21 protein-coding genes are annotated in these 24,762 nt (G+C 72.8%); 13 read left to right on the top strand and 8 right to left on the bottom strand.

Translation table 11 applies throughout. The features are described 5' to 3' along the window. Positions 1-30: 30 nt before the first annotated feature. Complete coding sequence (locus OGH68_RS33290) at positions 31-837, bottom strand: helix-turn-helix transcriptional regulator (RefSeq protein WP_264249157.1); 807 nt, start codon at positions 835-837, stop codon at positions 31-33. Positions 838-974: 137 nt separating this feature from the next. On the opposite strand from OGH68_RS33290, the gene folE reads away from it, so the two are divergent. After that, positions 975-1,640 carry a GTP cyclohydrolase I FolE gene (gene folE, locus OGH68_RS33285; RefSeq protein ID WP_264249155.1) on the top strand — a complete coding sequence of 222 codons (666 nt, stop codon included), beginning with the start codon at positions 975-977 and terminating at the stop codon, positions 1,638-1,640. An 80-nt stretch (positions 1,641-1,720) separates the two neighbouring features. Here the strand turns inward: folE and OGH68_RS33280 are convergent, their stop codons facing one another. The 7 genes from OGH68_RS33280 to OGH68_RS33250 form a co-directional block, all read right to left on the bottom strand. Further along, positions 1,721-3,481: an acyl-CoA dehydrogenase family protein gene (locus OGH68_RS33280; RefSeq protein ID WP_264249154.1), complete on the bottom strand. Its 1,761-nt coding sequence runs from the start codon at positions 3,479-3,481 to the stop codon at positions 1,721-1,723. Then, complete coding sequence (locus OGH68_RS33275; RefSeq protein ID WP_264249153.1) at positions 3,481-4,128, bottom strand: TetR/AcrR family transcriptional regulator; 648 nt, start codon at positions 4,126-4,128, stop codon at positions 3,481-3,483. The genes OGH68_RS33280 and OGH68_RS33275 overlap by 1 nt, the downstream gene beginning before the upstream one ends. A gap of 84 nt (positions 4,129-4,212) precedes the next feature. Then, on the bottom strand, positions 4,213-4,773 hold the full coding sequence (locus OGH68_RS33270) for a DoxX family protein (protein WP_264249152.1): 561 nt from the start codon (positions 4,771-4,773) through the stop codon (positions 4,213-4,215). A 75-nt stretch (positions 4,774-4,848) separates the two neighbouring features. Then, positions 4,849-6,345, bottom strand: a complete 1,497-nt coding sequence (locus OGH68_RS33265; protein WP_264249151.1) for a bifunctional transcriptional activator/DNA repair enzyme AdaA — start codon at positions 6,343-6,345, stop codon at positions 4,849-4,851. Then, positions 6,342-7,610 (bottom strand): NAD(P)/FAD-dependent oxidoreductase, encoded by a 1,269-nt coding sequence (locus tag OGH68_RS33260; RefSeq protein ID WP_264249150.1) that lies wholly within the window; start codon positions 7,608-7,610, stop codon positions 6,342-6,344. Before OGH68_RS33260 ends, OGH68_RS33265 begins: the two co-directional genes overlap by 4 nt. Positions 7,611-7,638: 28 nt before the next feature. Beyond that, complete coding sequence (locus OGH68_RS33255; protein WP_264249148.1) at positions 7,639-9,036, bottom strand: FAD-dependent oxidoreductase; 1,398 nt, start codon at positions 9,034-9,036, stop codon at positions 7,639-7,641. Next, the gene (locus OGH68_RS33250) at positions 9,033-10,496 is read right to left on the bottom strand and encodes an FGGY family carbohydrate kinase (RefSeq protein ID WP_264249147.1); all 1,464 of its coding nucleotides are present in this window, start codon (positions 10,494-10,496) and stop codon (positions 9,033-9,035) included. Before OGH68_RS33250 ends, OGH68_RS33255 begins: the two co-directional genes overlap by 4 nt. Before the next feature lie 477 nt (positions 10,497-10,973). On the opposite strand from OGH68_RS33250, the gene OGH68_RS33245 reads away from it, so the two are divergent. From OGH68_RS33245 to OGH68_RS33190, 12 genes are all read left to right on the top strand, one after another. Continuing rightward, entirely contained in the window at positions 10,974-11,981 is a 1,008-nt protein-coding gene (locus OGH68_RS33245) for a hypothetical protein (protein ID WP_264249146.1), read from the top strand. 105 nt (positions 11,982-12,086) lie between these two features. Beyond that, on the top strand, positions 12,087-13,616 hold the full coding sequence (locus OGH68_RS33240; protein ID WP_264249145.1) for an amino acid permease: 1,530 nt from the start codon (positions 12,087-12,089) through the stop codon (positions 13,614-13,616). A gap of 171 nt (positions 13,617-13,787) precedes the next feature. Further along, positions 13,788-14,441 carry a GntR family transcriptional regulator gene (locus tag OGH68_RS33235; protein ID WP_264249143.1) on the top strand — a complete coding sequence of 218 codons (654 nt, stop codon included), beginning with the start codon at positions 13,788-13,790 and terminating at the stop codon, positions 14,439-14,441. Further along, positions 14,438-15,361, top strand: a complete 924-nt coding sequence (locus OGH68_RS33230; protein WP_264249142.1) for a dihydrodipicolinate synthase family protein — start codon at positions 14,438-14,440, stop codon at positions 15,359-15,361. Before OGH68_RS33235 ends, OGH68_RS33230 begins: the two co-directional genes overlap by 4 nt. Beyond that, positions 15,358-17,082: an L-arabinonate dehydratase gene (gene araD / locus OGH68_RS33225; protein WP_264249141.1), complete on the top strand. Its 1,725-nt coding sequence runs from the start codon at positions 15,358-15,360 to the stop codon at positions 17,080-17,082. Before OGH68_RS33230 ends, araD begins: the two co-directional genes overlap by 4 nt. A gap of 81 nt (positions 17,083-17,163) precedes the next feature. Next, on the top strand, positions 17,164-18,114 hold the full coding sequence (locus tag OGH68_RS33220; protein ID WP_264249139.1) for a carbohydrate ABC transporter permease: 951 nt from the start codon (positions 17,164-17,166) through the stop codon (positions 18,112-18,114). Next, positions 18,111-19,013: a carbohydrate ABC transporter permease gene (locus OGH68_RS33215; protein WP_413471065.1), complete on the top strand. Its 903-nt coding sequence runs from the start codon at positions 18,111-18,113 to the stop codon at positions 19,011-19,013. Before OGH68_RS33220 ends, OGH68_RS33215 begins: the two co-directional genes overlap by 4 nt. Then, a complete protein-coding gene (locus OGH68_RS33210) occupies positions 19,010-20,173 on the top strand; it encodes a Gfo/Idh/MocA family protein (protein ID WP_264249138.1) in 1,164 nt (387 codons plus the stop codon). Before OGH68_RS33215 ends, OGH68_RS33210 begins: the two co-directional genes overlap by 4 nt. Beyond that, positions 20,170-21,009: a PmoA family protein gene (locus OGH68_RS33205; protein WP_264249137.1), complete on the top strand. Its 840-nt coding sequence runs from the start codon at positions 20,170-20,172 to the stop codon at positions 21,007-21,009. Before OGH68_RS33210 ends, OGH68_RS33205 begins: the two co-directional genes overlap by 4 nt. Further along, positions 21,009-22,610 (top strand): family 43 glycosylhydrolase, encoded by a 1,602-nt coding sequence (locus OGH68_RS33200; RefSeq protein WP_413471141.1) that lies wholly within the window; start codon positions 21,009-21,011, stop codon positions 22,608-22,610. The genes OGH68_RS33205 and OGH68_RS33200 overlap by 1 nt, the downstream gene beginning before the upstream one ends. After that, the gene (locus tag OGH68_RS33195) at positions 22,610-23,950 is read left to right on the top strand and encodes an ABC transporter substrate-binding protein (protein ID WP_264250410.1); all 1,341 of its coding nucleotides are present in this window, start codon (positions 22,610-22,612) and stop codon (positions 23,948-23,950) included. Before OGH68_RS33200 ends, OGH68_RS33195 begins: the two co-directional genes overlap by 1 nt. Beyond that, positions 23,947-24,744, top strand: a complete 798-nt coding sequence (locus OGH68_RS33190; protein WP_264249134.1) for a rhamnogalacturonan acetylesterase — start codon at positions 23,947-23,949, stop codon at positions 24,742-24,744. Before OGH68_RS33195 ends, OGH68_RS33190 begins: the two co-directional genes overlap by 4 nt. Positions 24,745-24,762: the final 18 nt, after the last annotated feature.

Raw genomic sequence — 24,762 nt, 5'->3', positions numbered from 1 at the left:
GGGCGGTTCACGGTCCGACGACCGGGCCGGTCAGCCGGTTGTCCGGTCACCCCGGGACGGGGGGCCGGGTTCTCTCGCGCAGCTCTCCTCGGGGCCGGGGGGACCGTGGCCCCCGGACGCGGCGCGCAACTCCACGCAGCACCGCCCGGGCCGGGGAGCGAGGACGGCCTCGATCCCGGTGGTGCGCAGTCCGGTGAGGAACCCTTCGAGGAAGGCGTGGTTGATCCCGCACACCAGCTCGGGCGAGCGGGCGGCGAGGGGGTGGAACGGGCAGTTGAGCAGCCGCAGGTCGGTCGGCGCCGGACGGTCGGGCTCGAAGCCGTGCTCCTGCAGGACGGCCTCGCTGAGGGTGATGGAACGCTCGGGCCCCAGCCTGCCGGGACGGCTGTGCGCGCGGGTGGCGGCGCCGAGCTCCTCGCCCCGGGTGCGGGCCGTGCGCAGTGCGGCGGCCCGCGCGTCCTCGTCCGGCCGCTGGTCGAGGACCGCGTCCACGAGGATCTCCGCGAGCACGTCGGGACGGCGTTCGGGGATGCTGACGCGGATGTCGTTGCCGGCCGGCTCGTAGACCTTCGGCCTGCGGCCGACCCTGGGGGCCTTGCCGGGGCTGTCGTAACCGGCGCGCAGCAGCCCGGCCGCGACGAGTTTGTCGAGGTGGAATGCGGCCAGCTTGACCGAGATCCCGGCGTCGGCGGCCGCCTCCTCCCGGGTCACCGGGCGGTGGGCGCGCCGGATGAAGCCGTACATCCTACGGCGCAGCTCGTCGGCCAGGACCGAGACCGCTTCGACGCCCTCGGCGGTGGACGGCGGGAGTGAAGACGGTGTCGAGTCGGAGGTCATACCTCCACGATAACGCCAGTCATTGCCGACACGCCTCTCGACGAGCCGCTGTTTTCCTGGGGTTTCTTGACCGTGATCACAGAAACGCCAATACTGATTGGTGAAATCGACCGGCGTTTCAGGCATCGGAGAGTGACATGACTCAGCGCCCTCACCCCACCTTGCACGTGGCCTCCGACGCCGCGCATGCGTCGATACCGGCCCGCACGGCGGAGCCCCCGGCCCTGCGTGTGGTGCACGACGCGCAGGAGGCGGACCTCACGGCCGCGGAACTCGCCGCCGGACAGTTCCTCGAAGCCCTCGGCATCAGCACCGACTCGGAGAGCCTGCGCGGCACCCCCGGCCGGATGGCCCGCGCCTACGCCGAACTGTTCAGCCCCCGCCCCTTCGACCTGACCACCTTCCCCAACGACGAGGGGTACGACGAGCTGGTCCTCGCCCGCAGCATCCCCCTGCGGTCCGTGTGCGAGCACCATCTGCTGCCGTTCGTGGGCACCGCCCACATCGGATACCTCCCCGGCAGCCGGATCCTCGGCCTGTCCAAACTCGCCAGGGTCCTCGAGCACTTCGCCTGCCGCCCCCAGGTGCAGGAACGCCTCACCAAGCAGGTCGCCGACTGGCTCCAGACCCAGCTGGAGCCCAAGGGCGTCGGCGTCGTGATCCAGGCCGAGCACACCTGCATGACCCTGCGCGGCGCCCAGGCCACCGGCACCACCACGATGACCTCCACGCTGCTGGGCCTGCTCCGCACCGACGCCCGTTCCCGCAGCGAGTTCCTCGCCCTGACCGGCCCGCCGCGCTGACCGCACGGCGGCGCGCCGTCGGCCGCTGCCGCCACCGCGGCGTCGGCGTCGGCGTCGGCGTCGGCGTCGGCGTCGAAGCCTCAGCCCGCCGCGGCCGGCACGCGGGCGATCAGCGCGGCGAGGTCGAGACCGGTGGGCAGTGTGCCGAAGGCCAGACCGCGGTCCCCGGCGAGCCGCGACGCGCAGAACGCGTCTGCCACGGCGGTCGGCGCGTGCCGGACCAGCAGTGAGCCCTGGAGCACCAGCGCCATGCGCTCGACCAGGCGGCGGGCGCCCAGTGCCGCGTCGTCGGAAGGTACCAGCTCGGCACGCAACTGCCGCCACGCCGCGTCCAGTCGGGCGTCCGCGCCCACCGCCGCCTCGATCTCGGCGCCGTACGCCTCGAGCGAGTCGGGTTCCTTGCTCAACGCGCGCAGCACGTCGAGCGCGTTGACATTGCCGGAGCCTTCCCAGATGCCGTTCAGCGGCGCCTCCCGGTAGAGCCGGGGCATGCCGGACGCTTCGTCGTAGCCGTTGCCGCCGAGGCACTCGAGCGCCTCGGCGACCGCCGCCGGCTGCCGCTTGCACACCCAGTACTTGCCGACCGCGGTGGCGAGGCGGAGGAAGGCCCGTTCCTGCATGTCGCCGCGCTGTGCGCGGTCCGCCGCTCCCGCGACACGGAGCGCGAGCGTGGTCGCCGCCTCGGACTCGACGCTCAGGTCGGCGACGACGTTGCGCATCAGCGGCTGGTCGATCAGCTTGGCACCGAACACGGAACGGTGGCGGACATGGTGGACGGCCTGCGTCAGCGCGGTGCGGATGCCGGAGGCGGAACCGAGGACGCAGTCGAGGCGGGTCATCGTGACCATGTCGATGATCGTGCGCACACCCTGGCCCTCGGGCCCGACCAGCCAGGCGACGGTGTCGTCGAACTCGGGCTCGCTGCTGGCGTTGCTCCGGTTCCCCAGTTTGTCCTTGAGGCGCTGGATACGGAAGGTGTTGCGGCTGCCGTCGGGAAGGACCCGCGGCACCAGGAAGCAGGACAGGCCGCCGGGCGCCTGTGCGAGCACGAGGAACAGGTCGTTCATGGGCGCGCTGGTGAACCACTTGTGGCCGCGCAGCCGCCAGGTGCCGTCCGGCTGCTCGACGGCGACGGTGGTGTTGGCGCGCACATCGGTGCCGCCCTGCTTCTCCGTCATGCCCATCCCGGCGAGCAGCCCGCGCTTACGGCCGGGCGCGCGCAGGCCCGGGTCGTACGTCCGGCTGGTCAGCAACGGCTCGTAGACCGCGGCCAGTCCGGGCGCGGAGCGCAGGGCGGGAACGGCGGCGTACGTCATGGACACCGGGCAGGCGTGGCCCTGTTCGGCCGAGCTCCACACCATGAAGCCCGCGGCACGCGCGACATGGGCGCCGGGCCGGTCGTCGGCCCACGGCGCGCCGCCGAGTCCCTCGCGGATCGCCACGTCCATGAGCGAGTGGTACGAGGGGTGGAACTCCACCTCGTCGATCCGGTTTCCGTAACGGTCGTGCGTGCGCAGCAGCGGTTCGCAGCGGTTGGCCTCCTCGGCCCAGCGCTGGACCTCCTCGGAGCCGGCCAGCCTGCCGACGCGGTGCAGGTCCTCCACGTACCACCCGGCGCCCTCGCGTTCCATGCCTTCGAGCAGCACGGCGTCGTCCGCGACGTCGTGACCGACGAGCGGTGGCGCCTGGTTGGTCACCTCGTGGGTACGGGCGGCGGGGTTGCTGCGCGGGGCGGCACCGGCGGACGTGGTGACGGGCGCGGCGGCGGACGTGCCGGGGGAACCGGACGATGCGGGCGCGGCCACGGCGGGCGGCGTGGATACGGCGGGGTGCGCGGTCATCACAGGTCCTCAGGGGTCGTCGGGGTGGTCGGCCGGGCGGGCGTGGCGCCCGCACAGCGCAGGGACATCGCCACCAGCTCGGTGACCAGGTCGTCGGCCGCGTCGCCCGCCACGGGGGCGGACAGCGGGTCCACCAGCACCTCGCCGATGGCGCCGGTCAGCGCGGCGGCGGTGACGTCGGGGTCCTGGCGGGGCAGGTGCCCGGCCGCGACGCCCTCGCGGATCACCTCGGCGAAGACGTCGCGGTAGCGGCGCCGGAACTCCAGCCGCTCCTGGCCGACCGCCGGTTCCGCGGGCGCGGCGAGCAGGGCGTGGGCGAGGCCGCGGCGCTCCATGGCGCGGCGGGCGAAGACGCCCACGCCGAGCGCGAGCCGTTCGACCGGGCCGCCGCTGCCTTCCCTGAGCACGTCGCCGAGCACCTCGACCTCGCGGCCGGAGGCACGGCGGAAGACCTCGACGGCGAGTGCCCCCTTGGACGGGAAGTGCTGGTAGACGGAACCGACCGACATGCCCGCGGCGGCGGCCACCGCCGTGACCGAGGCGTTCGCCCAGCCGACCTCGGCGACGACGGACGTGGCCTGCTCCACGAGATGCTCACGGGCGGCGTCCAGGCGGCTTTGCACGGCGGCTGTCTTGCGATAGGCCATGCAAGAAGTGAACCACTGTTCAACGCTTCGGCACCAGGCCCGCGACGCGGTCGAGTCGATCGGCGCGGATCGGCTCCGCGCCGGTCAGTCCTCGAGGGTGTCGGCTCCCTGGTCCTGCATCGTGTCGTCGACGTCCGCCCCGATCTGGCCCTTGACCCGTTTGCCGACGACGGCGGCCGCCACCAGGGCGCTGGCCGCGAAGGCGGACGCCAGGACCCACGGCTGGTCGAAGCGGTGGCCGGTGGCGTGGTCGAGGGAGTAGCGGCCGGGGCCCATGACGCCGACGGTCGCCGCCGTGAACCCGAGGAACGCGGGGTACTCGAAGCCGCCGGACTGGGCGAAGAAGCCGGCCGGTGCGTGCACGGACACCGCGCCCGCCATGTTCCCGGTGACCGCCGCGCCGGCCGCCGGTGTGGCGAGACCCATGGCGAGCAGCAGGCCGCCGCCGGTCTCGGCGACGCCCGCGGCGATCGCGCTGTGCCTGGGCGGGTGGAAGCCCATGGACTCCATGCCCTTGGCGGTCCCCTCCAGACCGCCGCCGCCGAACCAGCCGAACAGCTTCTGGGTGCCGTGGGCCATGAGGACGGCGCCCGTCCCCATGCGCAGGACGAGCAGGCCGAGGTCACGTCGGTTGAGGGGGGTCATCGGTTCTCCCGGTGCGGTGACGGTGGGCGATGCCATCCACTCTGGGTCCGCCGGGCCCCGTGGCCGCTGCGTTGCTCAGCCGTACGGGTGAGCCGCCGCCGTGGCCGGCCTGGTCCGCCGTGGAACGCCCGTCCGTCCCGCCGTGCCCGCCCGCCCGGTCCTGCCGGAGCTCTTCAGTGACCCGGGGGCAGCGGCGGCGGCCCACAGATGGTGCATCGCGTACGACCTCCACGGCCGCCACCGCTCGGTGTCCGCCGCGGGCGGCAGCGCCGGGTCGCCGGGCAGCAGGACGTCGGGGTCGCCGAGCGCGTGCAGTCGGACGGCGGCGGCGGTGCGGGCGTCGATGCCGGTCAGCCGCAGCAGCCGGTGCTCCGCCTGCTCGCGGTCGGCGCCGGGGCCGAGGACGAGATCGCCGCCGGCGAGCGCCTCGGCCAGGGCGCGCAGCGCGGGCGGGCCGCTGCCGGTGAGGTCCTCGGCGCGGGGGAACAGGTGGGTGAGCCCCCCGCTCGGGGCGTCGAGCCTCTCCCCGTGCGCGGCGACGAGTTCGCCGGCGGCCCGCTGCCCGACCAGAGTGCGGACGGCTGACTCGTGCGCGTCCGCGGCACCGGGGACACGCAGTCCCGGGCGGGCCGCCACGAGCGGGGCGAGGGCCGGGTCGGCACCGAGGCGATCCGCGACCGCGCAGGGGTCGGCGTCCAGGTCGAGGAGGCGGCGCATCCGCTGGGTGGCCGAGGTCAGGTCGCGCAGGTTCGTCAGGTGCAGCCGGCACTCGAGCCAGCCGCCGGTGCCCGGGCGTTCGCCGACCTCGGCGATGCCCGCGCCGCCGGGCAGCCGCAGGGTCCGGCGGTAGGTGCGGGTGCCGCGTGCGCCGGTGACCTCCTCGATGCCGGGCACGGCGTGGGCGGCGAGATGGTCGAACATCCGGTCGGCCGCGTACGGGCCCCGGTGGGCGAGCCGCAGCGGGATCCCGGAGCCGCCGTCGACCGGCGAGATGCGGCCGGGCCGGACGGCGCGCAGTTCCGTGGGGGTGGCGGCGTAGATCTCGCGGATCGTGTCGTTGAACTGCCGTACGCTCGCGAACCCGGCCGCGAAGGCGATCTCGGCGGCCTGGAGGGTCGTCGTCTGCAGCAGTACGCGTGCGGTGTGGCCGCGCTGGGCGCGGGCCAGGGCGACGGGTCCCGCACCGAGTTCGGCGTTGAGCTGACGCTGCACCTGGCGGGCGCTGTAGCCGAGGCGGGTGGCGAGTCCGGCGACGCCTTCCCGGTCGACGATCCCGTCGCCGATCAGCCGCATGGCGCGGCCGACGACGTCCGCGCGGACGTTCCACTCCGCGGAGCCGGGGACCGCGTCGGGGCGACAGCGGCGGCAGGCTCGGAAGCCGGCGGCCTGGGCCGCCGCGGCGGTGCGGTAGAAGGAGACGTTCCTGCGCTTGGGTGTGATGGCGGGGCAGCTGGGCCGGCAGTAGATCCCGGTCGTGGAGACGGCGAAGAAGAAGACGCCGTCGAACCGTGCGTCCCGGCTGCTCACGGCCTCGTAACGGCTGTCCTGGGCCGTGGGTGCCTCGGTGGTCATACGGCCAGTATGCGAGCCGCCCCGGTACCGGGCTGGCGGAAATCGGACACGACGGTGACGCGGACCGGGCCGCCGTCCGGATCCGCCAGGGTGGTCCAGCCGGCGCGCAGATGGACGGCCCGACCGGGCAGGGCGGTGCGTGGCAACTGCTGCCGGTCCAGCTCGCGGCCGTCCTGGCTGACGAGGAGGACGGGCCGGGCGAGGCGTTGTGCGGCACGGAGGGTGAAGCGCTCCTCCAGGGGCGGCGGGCCGTGGGGTGCGAGGAGGTTCGGCGCGATCCAGAGCAGGGGGCGCTCGGCCTCCAGGGGCACAGAGCCGTGCGGCCAGTGCTGCGCCCCGGCCAGATGGAGCAGGACGTGAGCGGCGGCGCGGTGTCCCTCGGCCGCGGCGATCGCCGCCGGCTCGACGCCGTGGAGCAGGTTGCCGACGGCGAAGACGCCGGGGAGGGAGGTGCGGAAGGCCGAGTCGACGGCCGGTCCGCGCGTGCCGGCGTCGAGGACCGCGCCGCCGAGCCGGGCCAGCTCGTGATCGGGGATCCAGTCGCCGGTGAAGACGACCGTGTCGCAGTCGAGGAGCGTGCTGCTGCCGTCGGGACCCCGCAGGCGGACGCCTGTCAGTCTGCCCCGGCCGGTCAGCTCCGCGACGGCTGTCCCGGTGATCACAGGTACCCGGTGCCGGGGTGACCTGACGGGTGCGGCGGGCTCTTCGGTGACGAGGGCGACGACGTGGGCGCCGTCGGCGCGCAGGGTGCTTACGGCGTGGAGTGCGACGGCTTCCGAGCCGACGACGACCGCGCGGCGGCCGGTCCGTCCGCCGTACAGGTGGACGGTCTGCTGGAGTTCGCCGGTGGTCAGGACGCCGGCGGGCCGGGTGCCGGGCACCAGACGGGCGCTGCGCGGCCGTTCGCGGGCGCCGGTGGCCAGGACGACGGCTCGGGCGGTGACGCGTTCGAGGCCGTCCGGGCCGGTCGTGTCCAGCGTGCGGGGGCCGGCCCAGTGGGTGGCGGTGACGCCGGTGCGCACCGCGGCTCCGGCGCGGACGGCCGCGTCGACGAGGTGCCCGGCGTACCGGGGGCCGTCGACGGGCCGGTGGCGCGGTCCGAACGCGCGGTGGTGGCTGTGGCGTGGAATGCCCCCGGGCCGCTGTTCGCGCTCCAGGACCTCCACCCGGCCGGCACCGGCGGCGGCCAGCTGGGCGGCGGCGGCGAGCCCGGCCGGGCCGGCACCGACGACGAGGACGTCCACGGCGCGTTCCGTGCGGTTCATCCGCGGCCCTCCTGTGACAGCGTCCGGCTCATCCGCAGCCCTCCTCGAACAGCGCCCGGACCGCGGGTCCGCAGTAGAAGCCCTGGCAGCGGCCGCCGCGGGCGCGGGTCCGGCGCCGCAGCCCGTCGAGCGACCGGGGCGGGACCGTGCTGTTCAGCGCGTCGCGGATCTCGCCACGGGTGACGCGTTCGCAGTGGCAGACGATCGTGCCGTACGCGGGGTCGGCGGCGATGAGGTCGGCCCGCTGGTACGGGCGCGGGCCCGCTTCGCCGATGCCGGGCATGCGCACCGGCTCCAGGTCGCGGGCCGTGCCCAGGGCAAGTCCCGCGTCGCCGAGCAGGCCGGTGACGTGGGCGGCGATCGCCATGGAGGCCGTCAGGCCGGTGGAGCGGATGCCCGCGACGGTGACGTACCGCCGGCGGGTGTGGGCCCGGACGCGGTAGTCGTCCTGCCCGGTGGCGGCGCGCAGACCTGCGTAGACGGCCGTGACCTCTTCTTCGACCAGTGCGGGCAGGATCCGCCGGCCCTTGTCGCGCAGGCTGCGCAGGCCTTCCTCGGTCGACCCGGTGGCCCGCTTGTCGTCGAGGTCCTCGGCGGTCGGGCCGAGGATCACGTTCCCGTACACGGTCGGTGCGACGAGGACGCCCTTGCCGAGCGCGGTGGGGACGGGGAGCAGGATGTGGCGGACGAGGGGGCGGGCCAGCTTGTCGTAGACGATCAGCTGGCCGCGTCTGGGGGTGACCGTGAAGTCGTCGTGGCCCAGCTGCCGGTCCAGCTCGTCGGCGTGCAGTCCGGCCGCGTTGACGAGGTAGCGGGTGCGCAAGAAGCCGCGCGTGGTGGCGAGTTCGTGGTGGCTGCCACTCGTGACGGACTGCACCCGGCAGCGCAGGTGCAGGGCGACGCCGGCGCGGACGGCCTGGGTGGCGTAGGCGAGTGTCGTGGTCCAGGGGCAGATGATCGACTCGTCGGGGACCTCCAGTGCGCCGAGCGCGCCGGGGCCGAGATGCGGTTCGCGCCGGGCGAGTTCGGCGGCGTCCAGGATGCGCGTGCCGTGGCGGCCGTTTCGGGCGGCCTTGGCGGCGAGAGCGGGGAGCGCGGCGAGCTGGTCGGCGTCCCAGGCGACGAGCAGGGCGCCGACCGGTTCGAGGGGGATGCCGCTCTGCTGCGCGTACGCGGCGAGGCGGCGCCCGCCCTCGCGTACGAGCCGGGACTCCAGTGAGCCGGGCACGGCGTCGAAACCGGTGTGCAGGATGGCCGTGTTGGCCTTGGAGGTGCCGTCACCGACGTCGTCACCCGCGTCGATGAGCGCGATACGCAGTCGGTGCCGGGCGAGTTCGCGGGCGATGGCGGTGCCGACGACACCGGCGCCCACGACGGTGACGTCGTACAACTGGTCGGCCAGTGTGCCGTCGGTCGTGACGGTCATGACGCTCCGGGTCCGGCGGCGGGCGCCGGTGTGCGGTCCAGCAGCGCCGCGACCTCGGCGCGGAACGCCGCGAGCCGTTCGGCCGCCCGGTCGGCGCTGATGCGGGGCTCGTAGACGGCGGACGGCCGCCAGGCGGGGAGGGCCTGTTCCGGTGCGAGGTCCGGGTCGATGCCGAGCCGTGCGACGGCCGCGGCGCCGAGGGCGGTGGCGTCCGGCAGTGCGGAGACCTCGACGGGGAGCTGGAGGAGGTCGGCCTGCGTCTGCATGAGCAGGGCGGAGCGGGTGAGACCGCCGTCGACGCGCAGTGCCGTCAGCGGGGTTCTGAGGTCGGTGGCGACGGCGTCGGTGAGGGAGACGACCTGTGCGGCGATCCCTTCGCACAGCGCGCGGACGAGGTGGCCGGGGCCGGTGTCCAGACCGAGACCGGTCACACTGCCGCGGACGTCGCCGCGCCACCAGGGCGCCGCGAGCCCGGCGAGCGCCGGTACGAACGTGACGCCACCGCTGTCGGGCACCGCCCGGCCCACGGCGTCGAGGTCCGCGGCGCCGGAGACGATCCCCAGGTCGGCGAGCCAGCGCACGGCGGAGGCGGCGGTGTACACCTGGCCGTCCAGGCAGTAGCTGGTGCGGCCGTCGAGCCGCCATGCGACGCAGCCGACCAGCCCGGTGGTGGAGCGGAGGGGCCGGTGGCCGGTCTGGGCGAGCAGGAACGCGCCGGTGCCGTACGTGCACTTGGCGGCGCCGGGTTCGGTGACGCTCTGGGCGAGAAGCGCGGCCTGCTGGTCGACGAGGAGGCCCGTGAGCGGAGTCCCGGCGCCGAAGGCGGTGGTGACGCCGACGGGACCGGCGGCGTCGACGACGTCCGGCAGCCGTTCCCCGGCCAGACCGAAGATGTCGAGGGCCCGCCGCGACCAGGCGACGCGGTCGAGGTCGAGGAGCTGGGTGCGTCCGGCGGTGGCCGCGTCGGTGACGAACGCGCCGGTGAGCCGGTGCACGAGCCATGAGTCGCTGGTGGTGACGACGCCGTCGCGGGTGAGCTCGCGGCGGATCCACGCCATCTTCGGCGCGGCGAAGTACGGGTCCAGGGGGAGCCCGGTGAGTTGCCGTAACTCCTCCGCGTGCGGTGCGAGTTCGCCGCACAGCTGCTCTGCTCGGCGGTCCTGCCAGACGATCGCGTCGGTGAGCGGCTCGCCGGTCGACGGATCCCAGGCGAGGACGGTCTCGCCCTGGTTGGCGAGGCCGACGGCCGACGCGGGCTCACCGGCGTCCGCGAGCGCGCGGCGCCCCGCGTCGACGACGGAAGTGAGCAGCTGCGCCGGGTCCACCTCGACGCGTCCGCCGGGGCCGTAGCGGGGCGAGACGGGCGCGGAACCGCTGCCGATCACTCCGCGTTCGGGGCAGACCACGAGGGCCTTGGTGCCGGACGTGCCCTGGTCGACGGCAAGCACCGGGCCCGTCATCGGCCACCCCGCTCTCCGGGTAGTAGGAACCTTGATCGCTGACGAAAGCGTGGGGCAGGCGGGCACCGCCGTCAAGGCCCGGAAATCCGTCCGCGTGACAGCGTTGTCCCGAACTCCTTGCCGTGGGGCGGGGCTTGAGTAAGATCGGCCGCGCACCGAAGCGGAACGGGGGGCCGGCGCGGCTCTGTGTCCCGTCGTCCGACCTCTGCCGGCGCGGCCGATCACCGCCGTCGGCGCATGCCTCAGCCCCCACTGCCCCAAGAGGCCCCATGACGACCAGCGCACGAACCGAGTGTCCCTTTGCGGCACAGCGCGCGGCGGACCGCCCCATGTCGGAATCGGGGGCCCGCCGCCCGTGCTGACTGACCTCCCCCCGACGTTACGCCCCCCGGCACGGCCCGGACTCGGCCTCACCCCGCGCCCCCCGGGGCGGCCGGTAATCGGCCCGACCTCGCGGCCCCGATGGGTCCGTCCCTGATGGCCCCGAACACCTTCCGCCCGGTCTACCACCCGGCCGGCCGGGACAAGGAACTGGGCACAGCCCTGCAGGACTTGCGCACCGGCCGCTGGCTGGCGATGCGTGACCTCCTGGCGGCGACGACGGACTGGGATCTGTGGACGCGGCGCACCCAGGTGCTGGCGGCGGTCGCGGCCGGCTCCGACACGGTGCAGGCGTGGCGGGCGGAGGAGCCCGAGAGTTCCGCGGCGGTCGTGATGCACTGCCGGATCGTTGTCGAGCGGGCGTTACGCGCCCACCGGGACGGCCACCGGCGCACCCAGGAGCTGTGGCACGAGGCGTGGGAGGCGTGCCGGCTGGCCGCACACCGGTCGCCGGAGGATCCCGTGCCATGGGTGTGCCTGCTGGCCCTGGCCCGGCTCGACGAGGGGCAGCGGCTGGAGGAGCACCGGACGGCGCCGCCCGGCCCGATGCTCTTTCCCGGGCCGTGGGGCCTGCTGGCGCAGGCGGACAAGCGCGACCCGCACAACCGCGAGGCGTACCACCGGATGCTCCAGTTCCTGTACGCGCGGCGAACCGGCAGCCATCTGTCCGAGGCCGTGAACTTCGTCCAGTGGGCGTCCTCCTCCGCACCCCTCGGGTCGCCGGTCAAGGCCCTGCCGCTGTATGTGCGGGTCGAGCGCTACCGCCGGGAGATGGGCCACGAGAAGGCCCTGGACCTGCACTGGGTCACGGACGACGCGGCCCGCGACGGGCGGCTGGCGCTGCGGGACTGGTTCGACGCGGCCCCGCCGCAGTCGCACACGCTGCTCGATCTGGGCCACTTGGCGCACGCGTTGTGGGGCTCGCACCAATTTGCCGAGGCGGGCCGGGTGTTCGAGGCGCTCGGCCCGTTCTGGACGACGCTGCCGTGGACGGACCGCACGCCCGGCCCCGGGGACGCGGGGCTCGCGGAGGAGCTGTTCCTGCGCGCGCGTGCGCGCTGTCTGGCGGCGGCGCGCGACGCGGGGACGGGCACGTCCGCCTGAGCCCTCCCCCCTCACCCTCTCCTGACTCGCCGCTCCCCTCTGTCCCCTGTCCCTGTCCCTGCCCCTGCCCCGCCCAGCACATCACCTTTTCCCCGGAGGTACTCGATGTCCATATCCCCGCCGAAGTGGTCGGATCCCGGCCAGGATCCGCCCAAGGACGAGGAGGAGCGGCTGCGGGAGCTGGGCTACCAGCCGGTCCTCGCCCGGCGGATGGGCGGCTTCGGCAATTTCGCGATCAGCTTCTCGGTGATCTCGATCCTGTCCGGCTGCATGACGCTGTACGGGTTCGGTCTCGGCACCGGCGGTCCGGCGGTGATGCTCTGGGGCTGGGCGGGCGTCGGCCTCTTCGTCCTCTGTGTCGGCATGGCCCTGGCGGAGGTGACCAGCGCCTATCCGACCTCCGGTGCGCTCTACTACATGGCGGACCGGCTCGGCGGCCGCAAGTGGGGCTGGTACACCGGCTGGCTCAATCTGCTCGGTCTGCTGGGTGCCATCGCCGGGATCGACTACGGCTGCGCCCTGTTCACCGGCGCCTTCCTGAACCTGCAGTGGGGATTCGAGCCCACCCCGGGCTCCACGATGATCATCTTCATCTGCATCCTGCTGCTGCACGCGACCCTCAACCTGTTCGGCGTGCGGCTCGTCAGCCTGCTCAACTCCGTCAGCGTGTGGTGGCACCTCGGTGGTGTGGCGCTGATCGTGGGAGCCCTGGCGATCGTGCCGTCGGACCACCAGTCCCCCGAGTTCGTGTTCGGCGAGTTCGTCAACAACACCGGCTGGGACAATCCGATCTACGTCGCCGCCATCGGTCTGCTGCTGGCCCAGTACACGTTCAGCGGCTACGACGCCTCCGCCCATCTGTCCGAGGAGACGTCCAACGCGTCCGTCGCCGCCGCCAAGGGCATCGTGCGCTCCATCTGGGTCTCCTGGATCGCCGGGTTCGCCCTGCTCGCCGGCCTGACCTTCGCCATACAGGACTACGCCGGGACCCAGGACACCGCGACCGGGGTGCCGCCCGCCCAGATCTTCATCGACGCCCTCGGCACGGGCGCCGCCACGGCGCTGCTGCTCGTGGTGATCGTCGCCCAGCTCTTCTGCGGCAACGCCGAGGTGGCCGCGGCCAGCCGTATGGTGTTCGCCTTCAGCCGTGACAACGCCCTGCCCGGCTCCCGTCTGTGGCGCAAGGTGAGCAGCCGCACGCAGACGCCCGTCCCCGCGGTGTGGCTGTCCGTGTCGTTCGCCTGCCTGCTGGCCGTGCCGTCGCTGTACTCCGCGACCGCCTACGGAGCGGTCACCGCGATCAACGTCATCGGTATCACCCCGGCGTACGCGATCCCGGTCTATCTGCGGCTGCGCGCCGGCAACCGCTTCGAACCCGGCCCGTGGTCGCTCGGCAGGTGGAGCAGGCCGATCGGCTGGGTCGCCGTGGTGTGGGTGGCGTGCGTGACCGTGCTGTTCTGCCTGCCGCAGTCGAATCCGGTGACCGTCGACTCGATGAACTACGCGTCGATCGCGCTGGCGGCGGTGCTGATCCTGGCCACGGTGTGGTGGTTCGTGGCGCGCCACTCGTACAGCACGCCGTCCGCGTACGGGAACGCGCGCGAGCAGGCGGAGATCGCGGAGAACATCGTCTGACCGTATCCGCAGTCCTCCGGGGGGCCCGACCGTGCCGGTCGGGCCCTTTCGCGTGCCGGGCGAGGAAATTCTGTTCGAAGCATTGACGGCACGTCTTGGCGGATCTACGTTCGGCGCGTTGCACTTCGTACGTCATATATGAGACGCGATACGCGAGATCTGAGAGTGCTGATGACCTTCGCTCCCACTCCGATCCCCTCCCGGACCCAGTACGTCCTGGAGGCGATCAAGCACGGCATCCTCACCGGCGGCCTCAGCCCCGGCCAGGCGCTGGTCGAGACCGAACTGGCCGCACAGTTCGGGGTGTCGAAGACCCCGGTGCGGGAGGCACTCAAGACGCTGGCCGGCTCCGGGCTCGTGGTGATGAGCCAGTACAAGGGCGTCACCGTGCGCATGGTCGACGCGGACATGGCCCGCGAGGTGTACGACGTGCGGCTGCTGCTGGAGCCCGAGGCGCTGCGGCGCTCGATCACCCGCCGCGCCTCGCTCAAGGAGGCGCAGACCGCGCTGGTCAGGGCCGACGAAGCGGCCGACCAGGCCGAACGGTCGCTGGCCAACCGGGAGTTCCACCGGGCGCTGTACGTGCCCTGCGGCAACCCGCTGCTCGCGCGGATGCTCGACGAGGTCCGTGACCAGGCGGCCCTGGTGTCCACGGTGGCGTGGGCGGCCGACCCGTCGTGGCAGCGGGAGGCGGACGAGCACCGCGAGATCCTGCGGCTCGCCCTGGCGGGCGACGCCGATGCCGCGGCCCGCGCGCTGCACGAGCACATCGACTCGTTCGTGCAGCGGGCGTTCCCGATGACTGCCGAGGAGGACGAGGCATGAGCGACGATCCTGGTTTCGTCCTGCTGCGCGAGGCGCTCGCCGATGTGGTGGCCATCCCGGTCACCCCCTTCACCGCGGAGGACACCGTCGACTCGGGTGCGTACCGGACACTGGTGCGCCGGCTGCTCGACGGCGGCGTGCGGACGCTCACCCCGAACGGCAACACCGGCGAGTACTACGCGCTCGGCCCCGGCGAGCGGCGCGCGGTCACCGAACTGACCGTCGAGACCGTCGCGGAGTCCGGCGGCCGGGCCGTCGTCCTCGCCGGTGTGGGCCTGGACCTGCCGACGGCGGTCGCCGGCGCGCGGCACGCGCGCGACGCGGGCGCCCGGATGGTGATGGTGCATCAGCCCGTGCACCCCTATGTGTCGCAGGACGGCTGGGTGGACTACCACCGGGCGATCGCGGACGCCGTTCCGGAACTCGGGGTCGTGCCGTACGTCCGCAACCCGCATCTGCGGGGCGAGCGCATGGCGCAGCTCGGGGAGCTGTGCCCCAACGTGATCGGAGTGAAGTACGCGGTTCCGGACGCGGCGCGGTTCGCCGCCTTCGCCCGGGACGCCGGCATGGAGCGCTTCGTGTGGATCGCGGGCCTCGCGGAGCTGTACGCACCCTCGTACTTCTCCGCCGGCGCCACCGGGTTCACCTCGGGGCTGGTCAATGTGTCGCCGTCCGTCTCGCTGGGGATGCTCGCCGCGCTGCGCACCGGTGACCATCCGGCCGCCATGAAGATCTGGGAGCAGATCCGGCCGCTCGAGGAGATGCGCGCCGCCCAGCGGTCCGCCGACAACGTGACGGTGGTCAAGGAGGCGCTGGCCTCGCTCGGCCTGTGCCGCCGCGATGTCCGCCCGCCGAGCAGCCTGCTGCCGGGCCGGCGCCGTACCGAGGTCGCCGAGCTCGTGGCCGGGTGGTCCGTATGACCCTGCGGCCCGAGCAGTTGCGCAGTCACCAGTGGTACGGGACGGACGGGCTGCGCTCGTTCTCCCACCGGGCCCGTACCCGCCAGCTCGGCTATCTGCCCGAGGAGCACCTGGGCAAGCCGGTGATCGCCGTCCTCAACACCTGGTCAGACATCAACCCGTGCCATGTGCATCTGCGCGACCGCGCGCAGGCCGTGAAGCGCGGGGTGTGGCAGGCGGGCGGTTTCCCGCTGGAGTTCCCCGTCTCCACCCTGTCGGAGACGTTCCAGAAGCCGACGCCCATGCTCTACCGCAACATGCTGGCGATGGAGACGGAGGAGCTGCTGCGCTCCTACCCGGTGGACGGCGCGGTGCTGCTGGGCGGCTGCGACAAGACGACACCGGCGCTGCTGATGGGTGCCGCCAGTGCCGGTCTGCCGGCGGTCTTCGTGCCGGCGGGCCCGATGCTGCCGGGCCACTGGCGGGGCGAGGTGCTGGGCTCCGGCACGGACATGTGGAAGTACTGGGACGACAAGCGGGCCGGGCTCATCGGCGACTGCGAGATGAGCGAGCTGGAGGCCGGGCTGGCCCGCTCCCCCGGCACCTGCATGACCATGGGCACCGCCGCCACGCTGACCGCCGCCGCGGAGGCGCTCGGCGTGACCGTCCCCGGCGCCTCGTCGATTCCCGCGGTGGACTCCGGCCACGACCGGATGGCCGCGGCCTCGGGGATGCGGATCGTGGAGCTGGTGCGCCGAGACCTGCGGCTGTCGCACATCCTGACCAGGGAGGCGTTCGAGGACGCGGTGACCACGGTCCTCGGTCTCGGCGGCTCCACCAACGCCGTCATCCATCTGATCGCCATGGCGGGGCGCGCAGGGGTGCGCCTCGACCTGGACGACTTCGACCGGATCGCCCGGACGGTGCCGGTGCTCGCCAACGTCCGCCCCGGCGGCGGCCCTTATCTGATGGAGGACTTCCACTTCGCGGGCGGCCTGCCCGGCTTCCTGTCCCGCATCCGCGACCTGCTGCACCTGGACCGGCCGACCGTCGCCCATACCACGCTGCGCGAGCAGCTCGAGGGCGCGCGGGTGCACAACGACGACGTCATCCGCACCCGTGACAACCCGGTCGCGGCCGAGGGCGGGGTCGCGGTCCTGCGGGGCAATCTCTGCCCGGGCGGAGCGGTCATCAAGCACATCGCCGCCGACCCGGGGCTGCTGAAGCACACGGGACCGGCCGTGGTGTTCCCGGACTACCGGACGATGCAGCGCACCATCGACGACCCGTCGCTCGGTATCACCGCGAACCATGTGCTGGTCCTGCAGAACGCGGGCCCGAAGGGCGGGCCCGGCATGCCGGAGTACGGGATGCTGCCGCTGCCCGACCACCTGCTCAAGCAGGGGGTACGGGACATGGTCCGGATCTCCGACGCCCGGATGAGCGGCACCAGTTACGGCACGTGCGTGCTGCACGTCGCGCCCGAGTCGTACGTGGGCGGGCCGCTGGCCCTGGTCCGCACCGGGGATCTGATCACGCTCGACGTCGGGGCGCGGTCGCTGCGTCTCGAGGTGTCCGACGCGGAGCTGGAGCGGCGCAGGTCCGAGTGGACGCCACCGCCGGCCCGTTACGAGCGCGGCTACGGAGCCCTCTACAGCGAGCAGGTCACGCAGGCCGACACGGGATGCGACTTCGCGTTCCTGGCCAGGCCCGGTGACATCCCGGACCCGTACGCGGGCTGAGACCCACCCCCGCCCCACCCCTTCGCCCTCCATCCGCACAGCGTCCGAGAAAGCGCTTACCACCAGATCGGAGATGCAGTCATGGCCCAAGCTGTGGCGCAGAAATCGCCAGGGCCGCCGACCCGGCGTCCCGGAGCGCCCGGCCGCCGCACGGGAGCGGTCCCGCGCCGGCTGCCGTATCTGCTGATCGCTCCCGCCGGGCTGCTGTTGCTCGGTTTCATCGCGTACCCGGTGCTGAGCGTCTTCTACTACAGCCTGCAGGAGTACAACCCGACCAAGCCGTGGCGCAACGGCTTCGCCGGGCTCTCGAACTTCACGACGATCTTCACGGACGACCCGCAGTTCTGGGACACCCTGACCTTCAGCCTCAAGTGGGTCGTGGTCGAGGTGAGCCTGCAGCTGCTGTTCGGGCTGGCGCTCGCGCTGATCATCAATCAGACCTTCGCCGGCCGGGCGCTCGGCCGGGCGCTGGTGTTCTCGCCGTGGGCCGTCTCCGGGGTGCTGACCTCCGCGATCTGGGTGCTGCTCTACAACTCCCAGACCGGCCTCACCCGTTACCTGGCGGACCTCGGCATCGGCGAGTACGGCACCTCGTGGCTCTCCGACACCGCGACCGTCTTCCCCGCGGTGATCGTCGCCGATCTGTGGCGCGGCGTGCCGTTCTTCGCGATCCTCATCCTCGCCGACCTCCAGTCCGTGCCCAAGGACCTGTACGAGGCGGCCGAGGTGGACGGTGCGAGCCGGCTGCGGCAGTTCCTGCACATCACACTGCCGCACCTGAAGGACGCGATCATCCTCTCCACACTGCTGCGGGCGGTGTGGGAGTTCAACAACGTCGACCTGCTCTACACCCTCACCGGCGGCGGACCGGCCGGCGAGACCACCACGCTGCCGCTCTACATCGCCAACACCAGCGTCGACGCCCACGACTTCGGCTACGCGTCGGCACTGACGACGGTGGCGTTCGTGATTCTGCTCTTCTTCTCGATGGTCTATCTGCGCCTGAGCAAGTTCGGAGGCGAGAACAAGTGATCACCACTGCGGCCACGTGCACCCGTTCCCCCGCACCCGAGGCGGCCGCTCCCGCACCGCCGCCCGCCCCGGGGCGCCGCCGGCGTGCCTGGGACGAGGTGCCGCGGTGGCAGATCTATCTGCCGCTCGGCGTCTATCTCCTCTTCACGCTCGTCCCCTTCTACTGGATCCTGCTCTTCGCCGTACGGCCCTCCGGGTCCACCTCGCTGGTGCCGTGGCCGATGACCGGCGAGCACTTCGTGAAGGTGTGGACCGAGCGCAGCTTCGCCGTCTACTTCCAGAACAGCCTTCTCACCGGTCTCGCCGTCCTCGTGATGACCACGGTGGTCGCCCTGGCCGGCGGCTACGCGCTCGCCCGCTTCGACTTCCGCCTGAAGAAGGGCTTCATGCTGGCCCTGCTGTGCTCCCAGTTCGTGCCGGGCGCGCTGCTGCTGGTCCCGCTCTTCGAGATCTTCGCGAGCCTGCGGATGATCAACTCGCTGGGCAGCATCATCATCGCGGAGACCGTCTTCCAGCTGCCGCTGTCGATGATCCTCATCAGCGGGTTCATCAAGAACGTGCCGTACTCCCTGGAGGAGGCGGCCTGGGTGGACGGCTGCAACCGGTTCAGCGCCTTCCGTGTGGTCGTGCTCCCGCTGTTGCGGCCGGGGCTGATCGCGGTCGGGTCCTTCGCGTTCGTGCATGCCTGGAACCACTTCCTGTTCGCCCTGATGTTCCTCAACAACCAGGACAAGCAGACCATCCCGGTGGGTCTCAACACCCTGATGGGCGCGGACAGCGTCGACCTCGGCGCGCTGGCTGCGGGCGGGGTCATCGCCGCCGTCCCCGTGGTGATCGTGTTCGCGTTCATCCAGAAGTGGCTGATCACCGGCTTCAGCGCAGGGGCGGTGAAGGGATGAGCACCGTACGCGAACCGCTGCCCGTGGTGCTCGTCGGCGCCCGTGGCCACGGCGGCCACCACCTGGCGAACATCGCGCGCCTGCAACGGCGGGGGCTGGTGCGGCTGGCCGGGGTCTGCGACGTCCGGCCGCTCGGCCCGCAGGAGCTCGACGGCTTCCCCGGCGCCGAGCAGTCGCCGGACCTCGACTCGCTGCTGGCCTCCACCGGCGCCCGGATCGCGGTCGTCTGCACCCCGATCCAGACGCACACGGACCTGGCCCTGGTGGCCGCCCGGCGCGGTGCGCACCTGCTGCTGGAGAAGCCACCGGCCCCCTCGTACGCGGAGTTCCGGCGGATGGCCGACGGGGTCGCGGCGGCGGGGGCGGCCTGTCAGATCGGGTTCCAGGCGCTGGGTTCGCACGCGCTGCCCGCGATCCGTTCGCTCCTCGACGACGGCGCGATCGGCGACGTGCGCGGCATCGGGGCGGCGGGGGCGTGGGTGCGCGACGAGGCGTACTTCCGGCGCTCGCCCTGGGCGGGCCGCCGCCGGCTCGACGGCGTCGACGTGGTCGACGGGGTCCTGACGAACCCGCTCGCCCACGCGGTGTCGACGGCACTGGCGCTGGCGGGCAGCACGCGCGCCGAGGACGTGGCACGCGTCGAGACCGAGCTGTTCCGGGCCAACGCCGTCGAGTCCGACGACACCTCCTGCGTCCGGGTCACGACGGCGCGCGGCGGGCGGGTCACCGTGGCGGCGACCCTGTGCGCCAAGGCCGCCGCCGAGCCGTACGTCATGGTGCACGGCACCCGGGGCCGGATCACCTTCTGGTACAAGCAGGACCAGGTGCTGCTGCAACGGACCGGACACGGCCCGGAGGAGAGTGTCCACGGCAGGACCGACCTGCTGGAGAACCTCGTCCGGCATCTGACGGAAGGCGCCGCCCTGCTCGCGCCGCCCGAGGTCTGCGGCGCCTTCATGCGCGTCGTGGAGGCCGTCCGCACGGCACCCGACCCGGTGGAACTTCCGCCGTCCGCATGGCACTTCGCCCAGGACGGCGGCGCACCGCGGCGGGTGGTCCCGGGCGTCGACGCGCTGGTCGCCGCCGGCGCCACGTCCCTGCGTCTCTACTCCGAACTCGGCGCCCCCTGGGCGCGTCCCGCGGAGGTCGCCGCATCATGACCGACACGATCACACTCTGCTGCTCCGGACGCCCCGTCGCGCGTTACACCTTCCTGCCCGACATGGACCGCCGCTCCTCCCCGCGGCCGTATCTCCATCCGCTCACCACGCTCGGCGGTGTGCCGGTCACCGAGCTGAGGCCGCTGGACCACCGGCACCATGTGGGTGTGTCGGTCGCGGTGCCGGACGTGGCGGGGCACAACTTCTGGGGCGGGCGCACCTTCGTGCGCGGCAGCGGTCCGACCGAACTCGACAACCACGGGGAACAGCGGCACACCGGGTTCAAGCTGTGCGACAGGGACGGCTTCGTCGAGGAGCTGAGCTGGGTCGCCGGTGAGCGCACCCTGCTGCGGGAGCACCGCACGGTCGCGGTCACCGCGCTGACCGACACGGCGTGGGCCCTGGACCTCACCTTCTCCCTGACCAACACGGCAGGGACGGATCTGTCCGTCGGCAGCCCGGCCACCAACGGACGGCCGGGCGCCGCGTACGGCGGCTTCTTCTGGCGGGCACCGAAGGAGCCGTCGCCCCCGGCGGTCTTCACGGCGCACGCCGACGGCGAGACCGCCGCGCACGGCGGGCGCGCCGACTGGCTGGCGCTCGCCGGCGCGGACTGGACGCTGGTGTTCGCCGGGGCGACCGGGCGCACCCGCGAGGATCCGTGGTTCGTCCGGGCCGCCGAGTACCCCGGGGTGGGTTCGTCGCTGGCGCACGGCGAGCGGCTGCCGATCGCGCCCGGGGAGACCGCGGTGCGCCGTGTGGTGACCGTGGTCGCCGACGGGCGTCTGGACCGTGCGGGCGCGGCGGCGCTGGTCCGCAAGGCGGTGACCGCGTGATCACCGGAGACCTCGGCGACGGGACGTACCGCAATCCGGTGCTGAACGCGGACTGGTCCGACCCCGACGTCGTCGCGGTCGGCGACGACTTCTATCTCACGGCGTCCAGCTTCGGCCGGGCCCCGGGACTGCCGCTGCTGCACTCCCGCGACCTGGTCAACTGGAGCCTGGTGGGGCACGCGCTGGAAAGCCTGGAACCGGCGGCCGCGTTCACCGCTCCCCGGCACGACGGCGGGGTGTGGGCGCCCTCGATCCGGCACCACGACGGCCGCTTCTGGATCTTCTGGGGCGACCCCGATCACGGCATCTGGCAGATCAGCTCGCCCGACATCAGGAAGGGCTGGAGCCGCCCGCACCTGGTGAAGGAGGGCAGGGGGCTGATCGACCCCTGTCCGCTGTGGGACGAGGAGACCGGCGAGGCGTACCTCGTGCACGCGTGGGCCAGGTCCCGCTCCGGCATCAAGAACCGGCTCACCGGGCACCGCATGCGCCCCGACGGCAGCGCGCTGCTCGACGGCGGCCGGACCGTCGTCGACGGTGACGCACTTCCCGGCTGGTTCACCCTCGAGGGCCCGAAGCTGTACCGGCACGACGGGTGGTTCTGGATCCTCGCTCCCGCCGGAGGAGTCGCGACCGGCTGGCAGGGCGCCCTGCGCTCCCGTGACTTCTTCGGTCCCTACGAGGAGCGCGTCGTGCTCGAACAGGGGACCACCCCCGTCAACGGCCCCCACCAGGGCGGCTGGGTGCGGACCCGGTACGGCGAGGACTGGTTCCTGCACTTCCAGGAGCGCGGCGCGTACGGGCGAGTGGTCCATCTCCAGCCGATGCAGTGGGACGACGACGGCTGGCCCGTGCTCGGCGAGGACGGCTCGCCCGTGCTCCGCCACCCCAAGCCCGATCTGCCCCGGCAGCCCCGGTGCGCGCCGGCCACCGACGACGCGTTTCCCGGCGGGCGCCACGGCCGCCAGTGGCAGTGGGCGGCCAATCCGGGGGACGGCTGGGTGACGCTGCACTCGGGCGACGGTCTGCGGCTGACGTGCGTACGCGGCGACGACGCGCACGATCTGCGCAGGCTGCCGCACGTTCTCACCCAGCGGCTGCCGGGCGACGAGGCCGTCGTCGAGGTCGAACTGCGCCTGGACAGCGAGGAGCCGGGGGCACGGGCCGGACTCGCCGTGCTCGGTGACGCGTTCTGCTGGATCGGTCTCGAGCGGGCGGCCGACGGTGCGGTGCATCTGGTGCACCGGTTCGCCGAGGCCACGGCGGACGCGGAACGGGACGCCGCACACCGGCGCCCGGCGCCCCGTGGACGGGCACGGCTGCGGATCGAGGTCGGGCCGGGGGCCCGGTGCCGGTTCTCGGCCGCGGTGCCCGGCGCGCCGGACACCGGGTTACTGCCGTCCGGCCAGGTTTTCACCGCTGCCCCGTGGCGCTGGGTCGGCGCCCTCCTCGGCCTGTTCGCCGCCGCGCCGGGCGACGGGCCCGCGGCGACGGGTCACGCCGGCGCCGCGACCTTCACCCGGTTCCGCATCACACCCGTGCACGCACCACGCACACCCCGCACACCCCGCACATCCGTACCAGCAGAAATGAGCCGATGATGAACATCTTCCGGTCAGGACACGGCAGAGCCGCCGGTGTCCTCGCTCTGGCCTCGGTCCTCGCGCTGACCGCAACCGCCTGCGGCGACGGCGGTGGCGGAGCCGCCGGAGACAAGGGCGACGAGGGCTCCGGCAAGGGCGAGATCACCTTCTGGGACAACAACGGCGGTGTCCGCACCGATGTGTGGAAGGCGATCATCGCCGACTTCGAGAAGAAGCACCCGGAGATCAAGGTCGACTATGTCGGCGTCGCCTCGACCGAGGTCCAGTCCAAGTACGACACCGCCATCCAGGGCGGCGGCCTGCCCGACGTCGGCGGTGTCGGAGCCGCGATGCTGGCCGGGATCGCCGCCCAGGGCGCGCTGGAGCCCCTCGACGAGCGCATCGCCGCGAGCTCCCTCGACGGCAAGCTGAACGCCGGCATGGTGGAGAGCGTGAAGGCCGCGGGCGGCCAGGACCGTATGTTCACGGTGCCGACCTCCGCCAGCAACGGTGTGCTGTACTACCGCACCGACCTCTTCAAGGAGGCGGGCCTTCAGGCGCCGACCACCTGGTCGAAGTTCTACACTGCCGCCGACCGGCTGACCGCCAAGGACAAGAACCGCTTCGGGTACACGATCCGCGGCGGCGCCGGTTCCATCGCCCAGGCGCTGGACGCGATGTACGGCCAGAGCGGGATCGACACCTTCTGGAACGGCGACCGCACCACCGTCAACGACCCGAAGAACGTGGCGGCGCTGGAGAAGTACGCGGCCCTCTTCAAGAAGAACACCCCGGCCGCCGATGTGAACAACGACTTCACCAAGATGGTCGCCCAGTGGGACAGCGGCGAGATCGGCATGCTCAACCACAACCTCGGCTCCTACAAGGACCATGTGAAGGCGCTGGGCACGGAGAAGTTCCGCGGCATTCCGCTCCCCACGGCGGAGGACGGGACGCGGGTGCAGGTCTCCAACCCGGTCGACGGGCTCGGCCTGTTCAAGTCCAGCAAGAACAAGGCCGCGGCCTGGAAGTTCATCGAGTTCGCCGCCTCGCACGAGTCCAACAGCAAGTGGAACGAGTCGGCCGGCGCGATACCCGCCCACACCGACGCGGCGAAGGACCCGTGGGTGCAGAAGGCGGAGCCCACCAAGCTGGCGGCCGAGGCGCTGTTCAGCGGTACGACGAAGATCGTGCAGCTGCCGTACTACCTGCCCGACTGGAACACCATCTCCAAGGCCGAGAACGAGCCGGGCTTCCAGAAGGTGCTGCTCGGCAAGATGTCCGCGAAGGACTTCCTCGACACGCTCGCCGAGCAGCTGAACGAGGCGCAGGCCGAGTGGAAGCAGCAGAACAAGTGACGCCCACCCGACGCCAGGTGGTCGCGGCCGTCGCGGGCGTCCCGCTCACGATCGCCGCGGCCCCGGCCGCCCCGGCCCGCGCCGACGGCCGCCGGACGCGCACGCTGTTCATCGCGGGCGACTCGACCGCCGCGCAGAAGTACGCCGACGCCGCCCCGGAGACGGGATGGGGCATGGCGTTCCCCTTCTTCCTGGGCAAGGCCCTGCGCGTCGACAACCACGCGGTGAACGGCCGCAGTTCGAAGAGCTTCGTCGACGAGGGCCGGCTGGACGCCGTCTGGGACCGGATCCGCCCCGGTGACGTGCTGCTCGTGCAGTTCGGCCACAACGACGCGAAGAGCGCCGACCCCACGCGGTACACCGAGCCGTGGTCGACGTACCAGGAACACCTGCGCCGCTACGTCGAGGGGGCCCGCGCACGTGGCGCCGTTCCGGTGCTCGCGACCTCCGTCGAGCGGCGCAGGTTCGACGCGCAGGGCTCCGCGGTCCCCACCCACGGCGACTACCCGGCGGCGATGCGGGCGGTCGCCACCGCGACCGGCACCGCGCTCCTGGACATCCAGGCCCGCTCCATCGCCCGCTGGCAGGAGCTGGGCCCCGAGGGGACGAAGGCGTACTTCAACTGGACGTCAACCGAACAGGACAACACCCATTTCAACCCGCCGGGCGCGATCGCGGTCGCACGGATGGTCACGGAAGAGCTGCTGCGGGCCCGTGTGCTCGCGCCGCGCGACGTACGCCGTCTCGACGACGAGATCCCCGAGTCATGGATCACCTGGCCGCAGGCCGGCTGAAACGGAAGAGAGCCGCAC

It is taken from the genome of Streptomyces peucetius (assembly GCF_025854275.1).
In the GTDB taxonomy this organism is placed as follows: domain Bacteria; phylum Actinomycetota; class Actinomycetes; order Streptomycetales; family Streptomycetaceae; genus Streptomyces; species Streptomyces peucetius_A.
The sequence above is the reverse complement of the archived record's forward strand: the minus strand, read 5'-3'. Positions and strand labels throughout refer to the sequence as shown.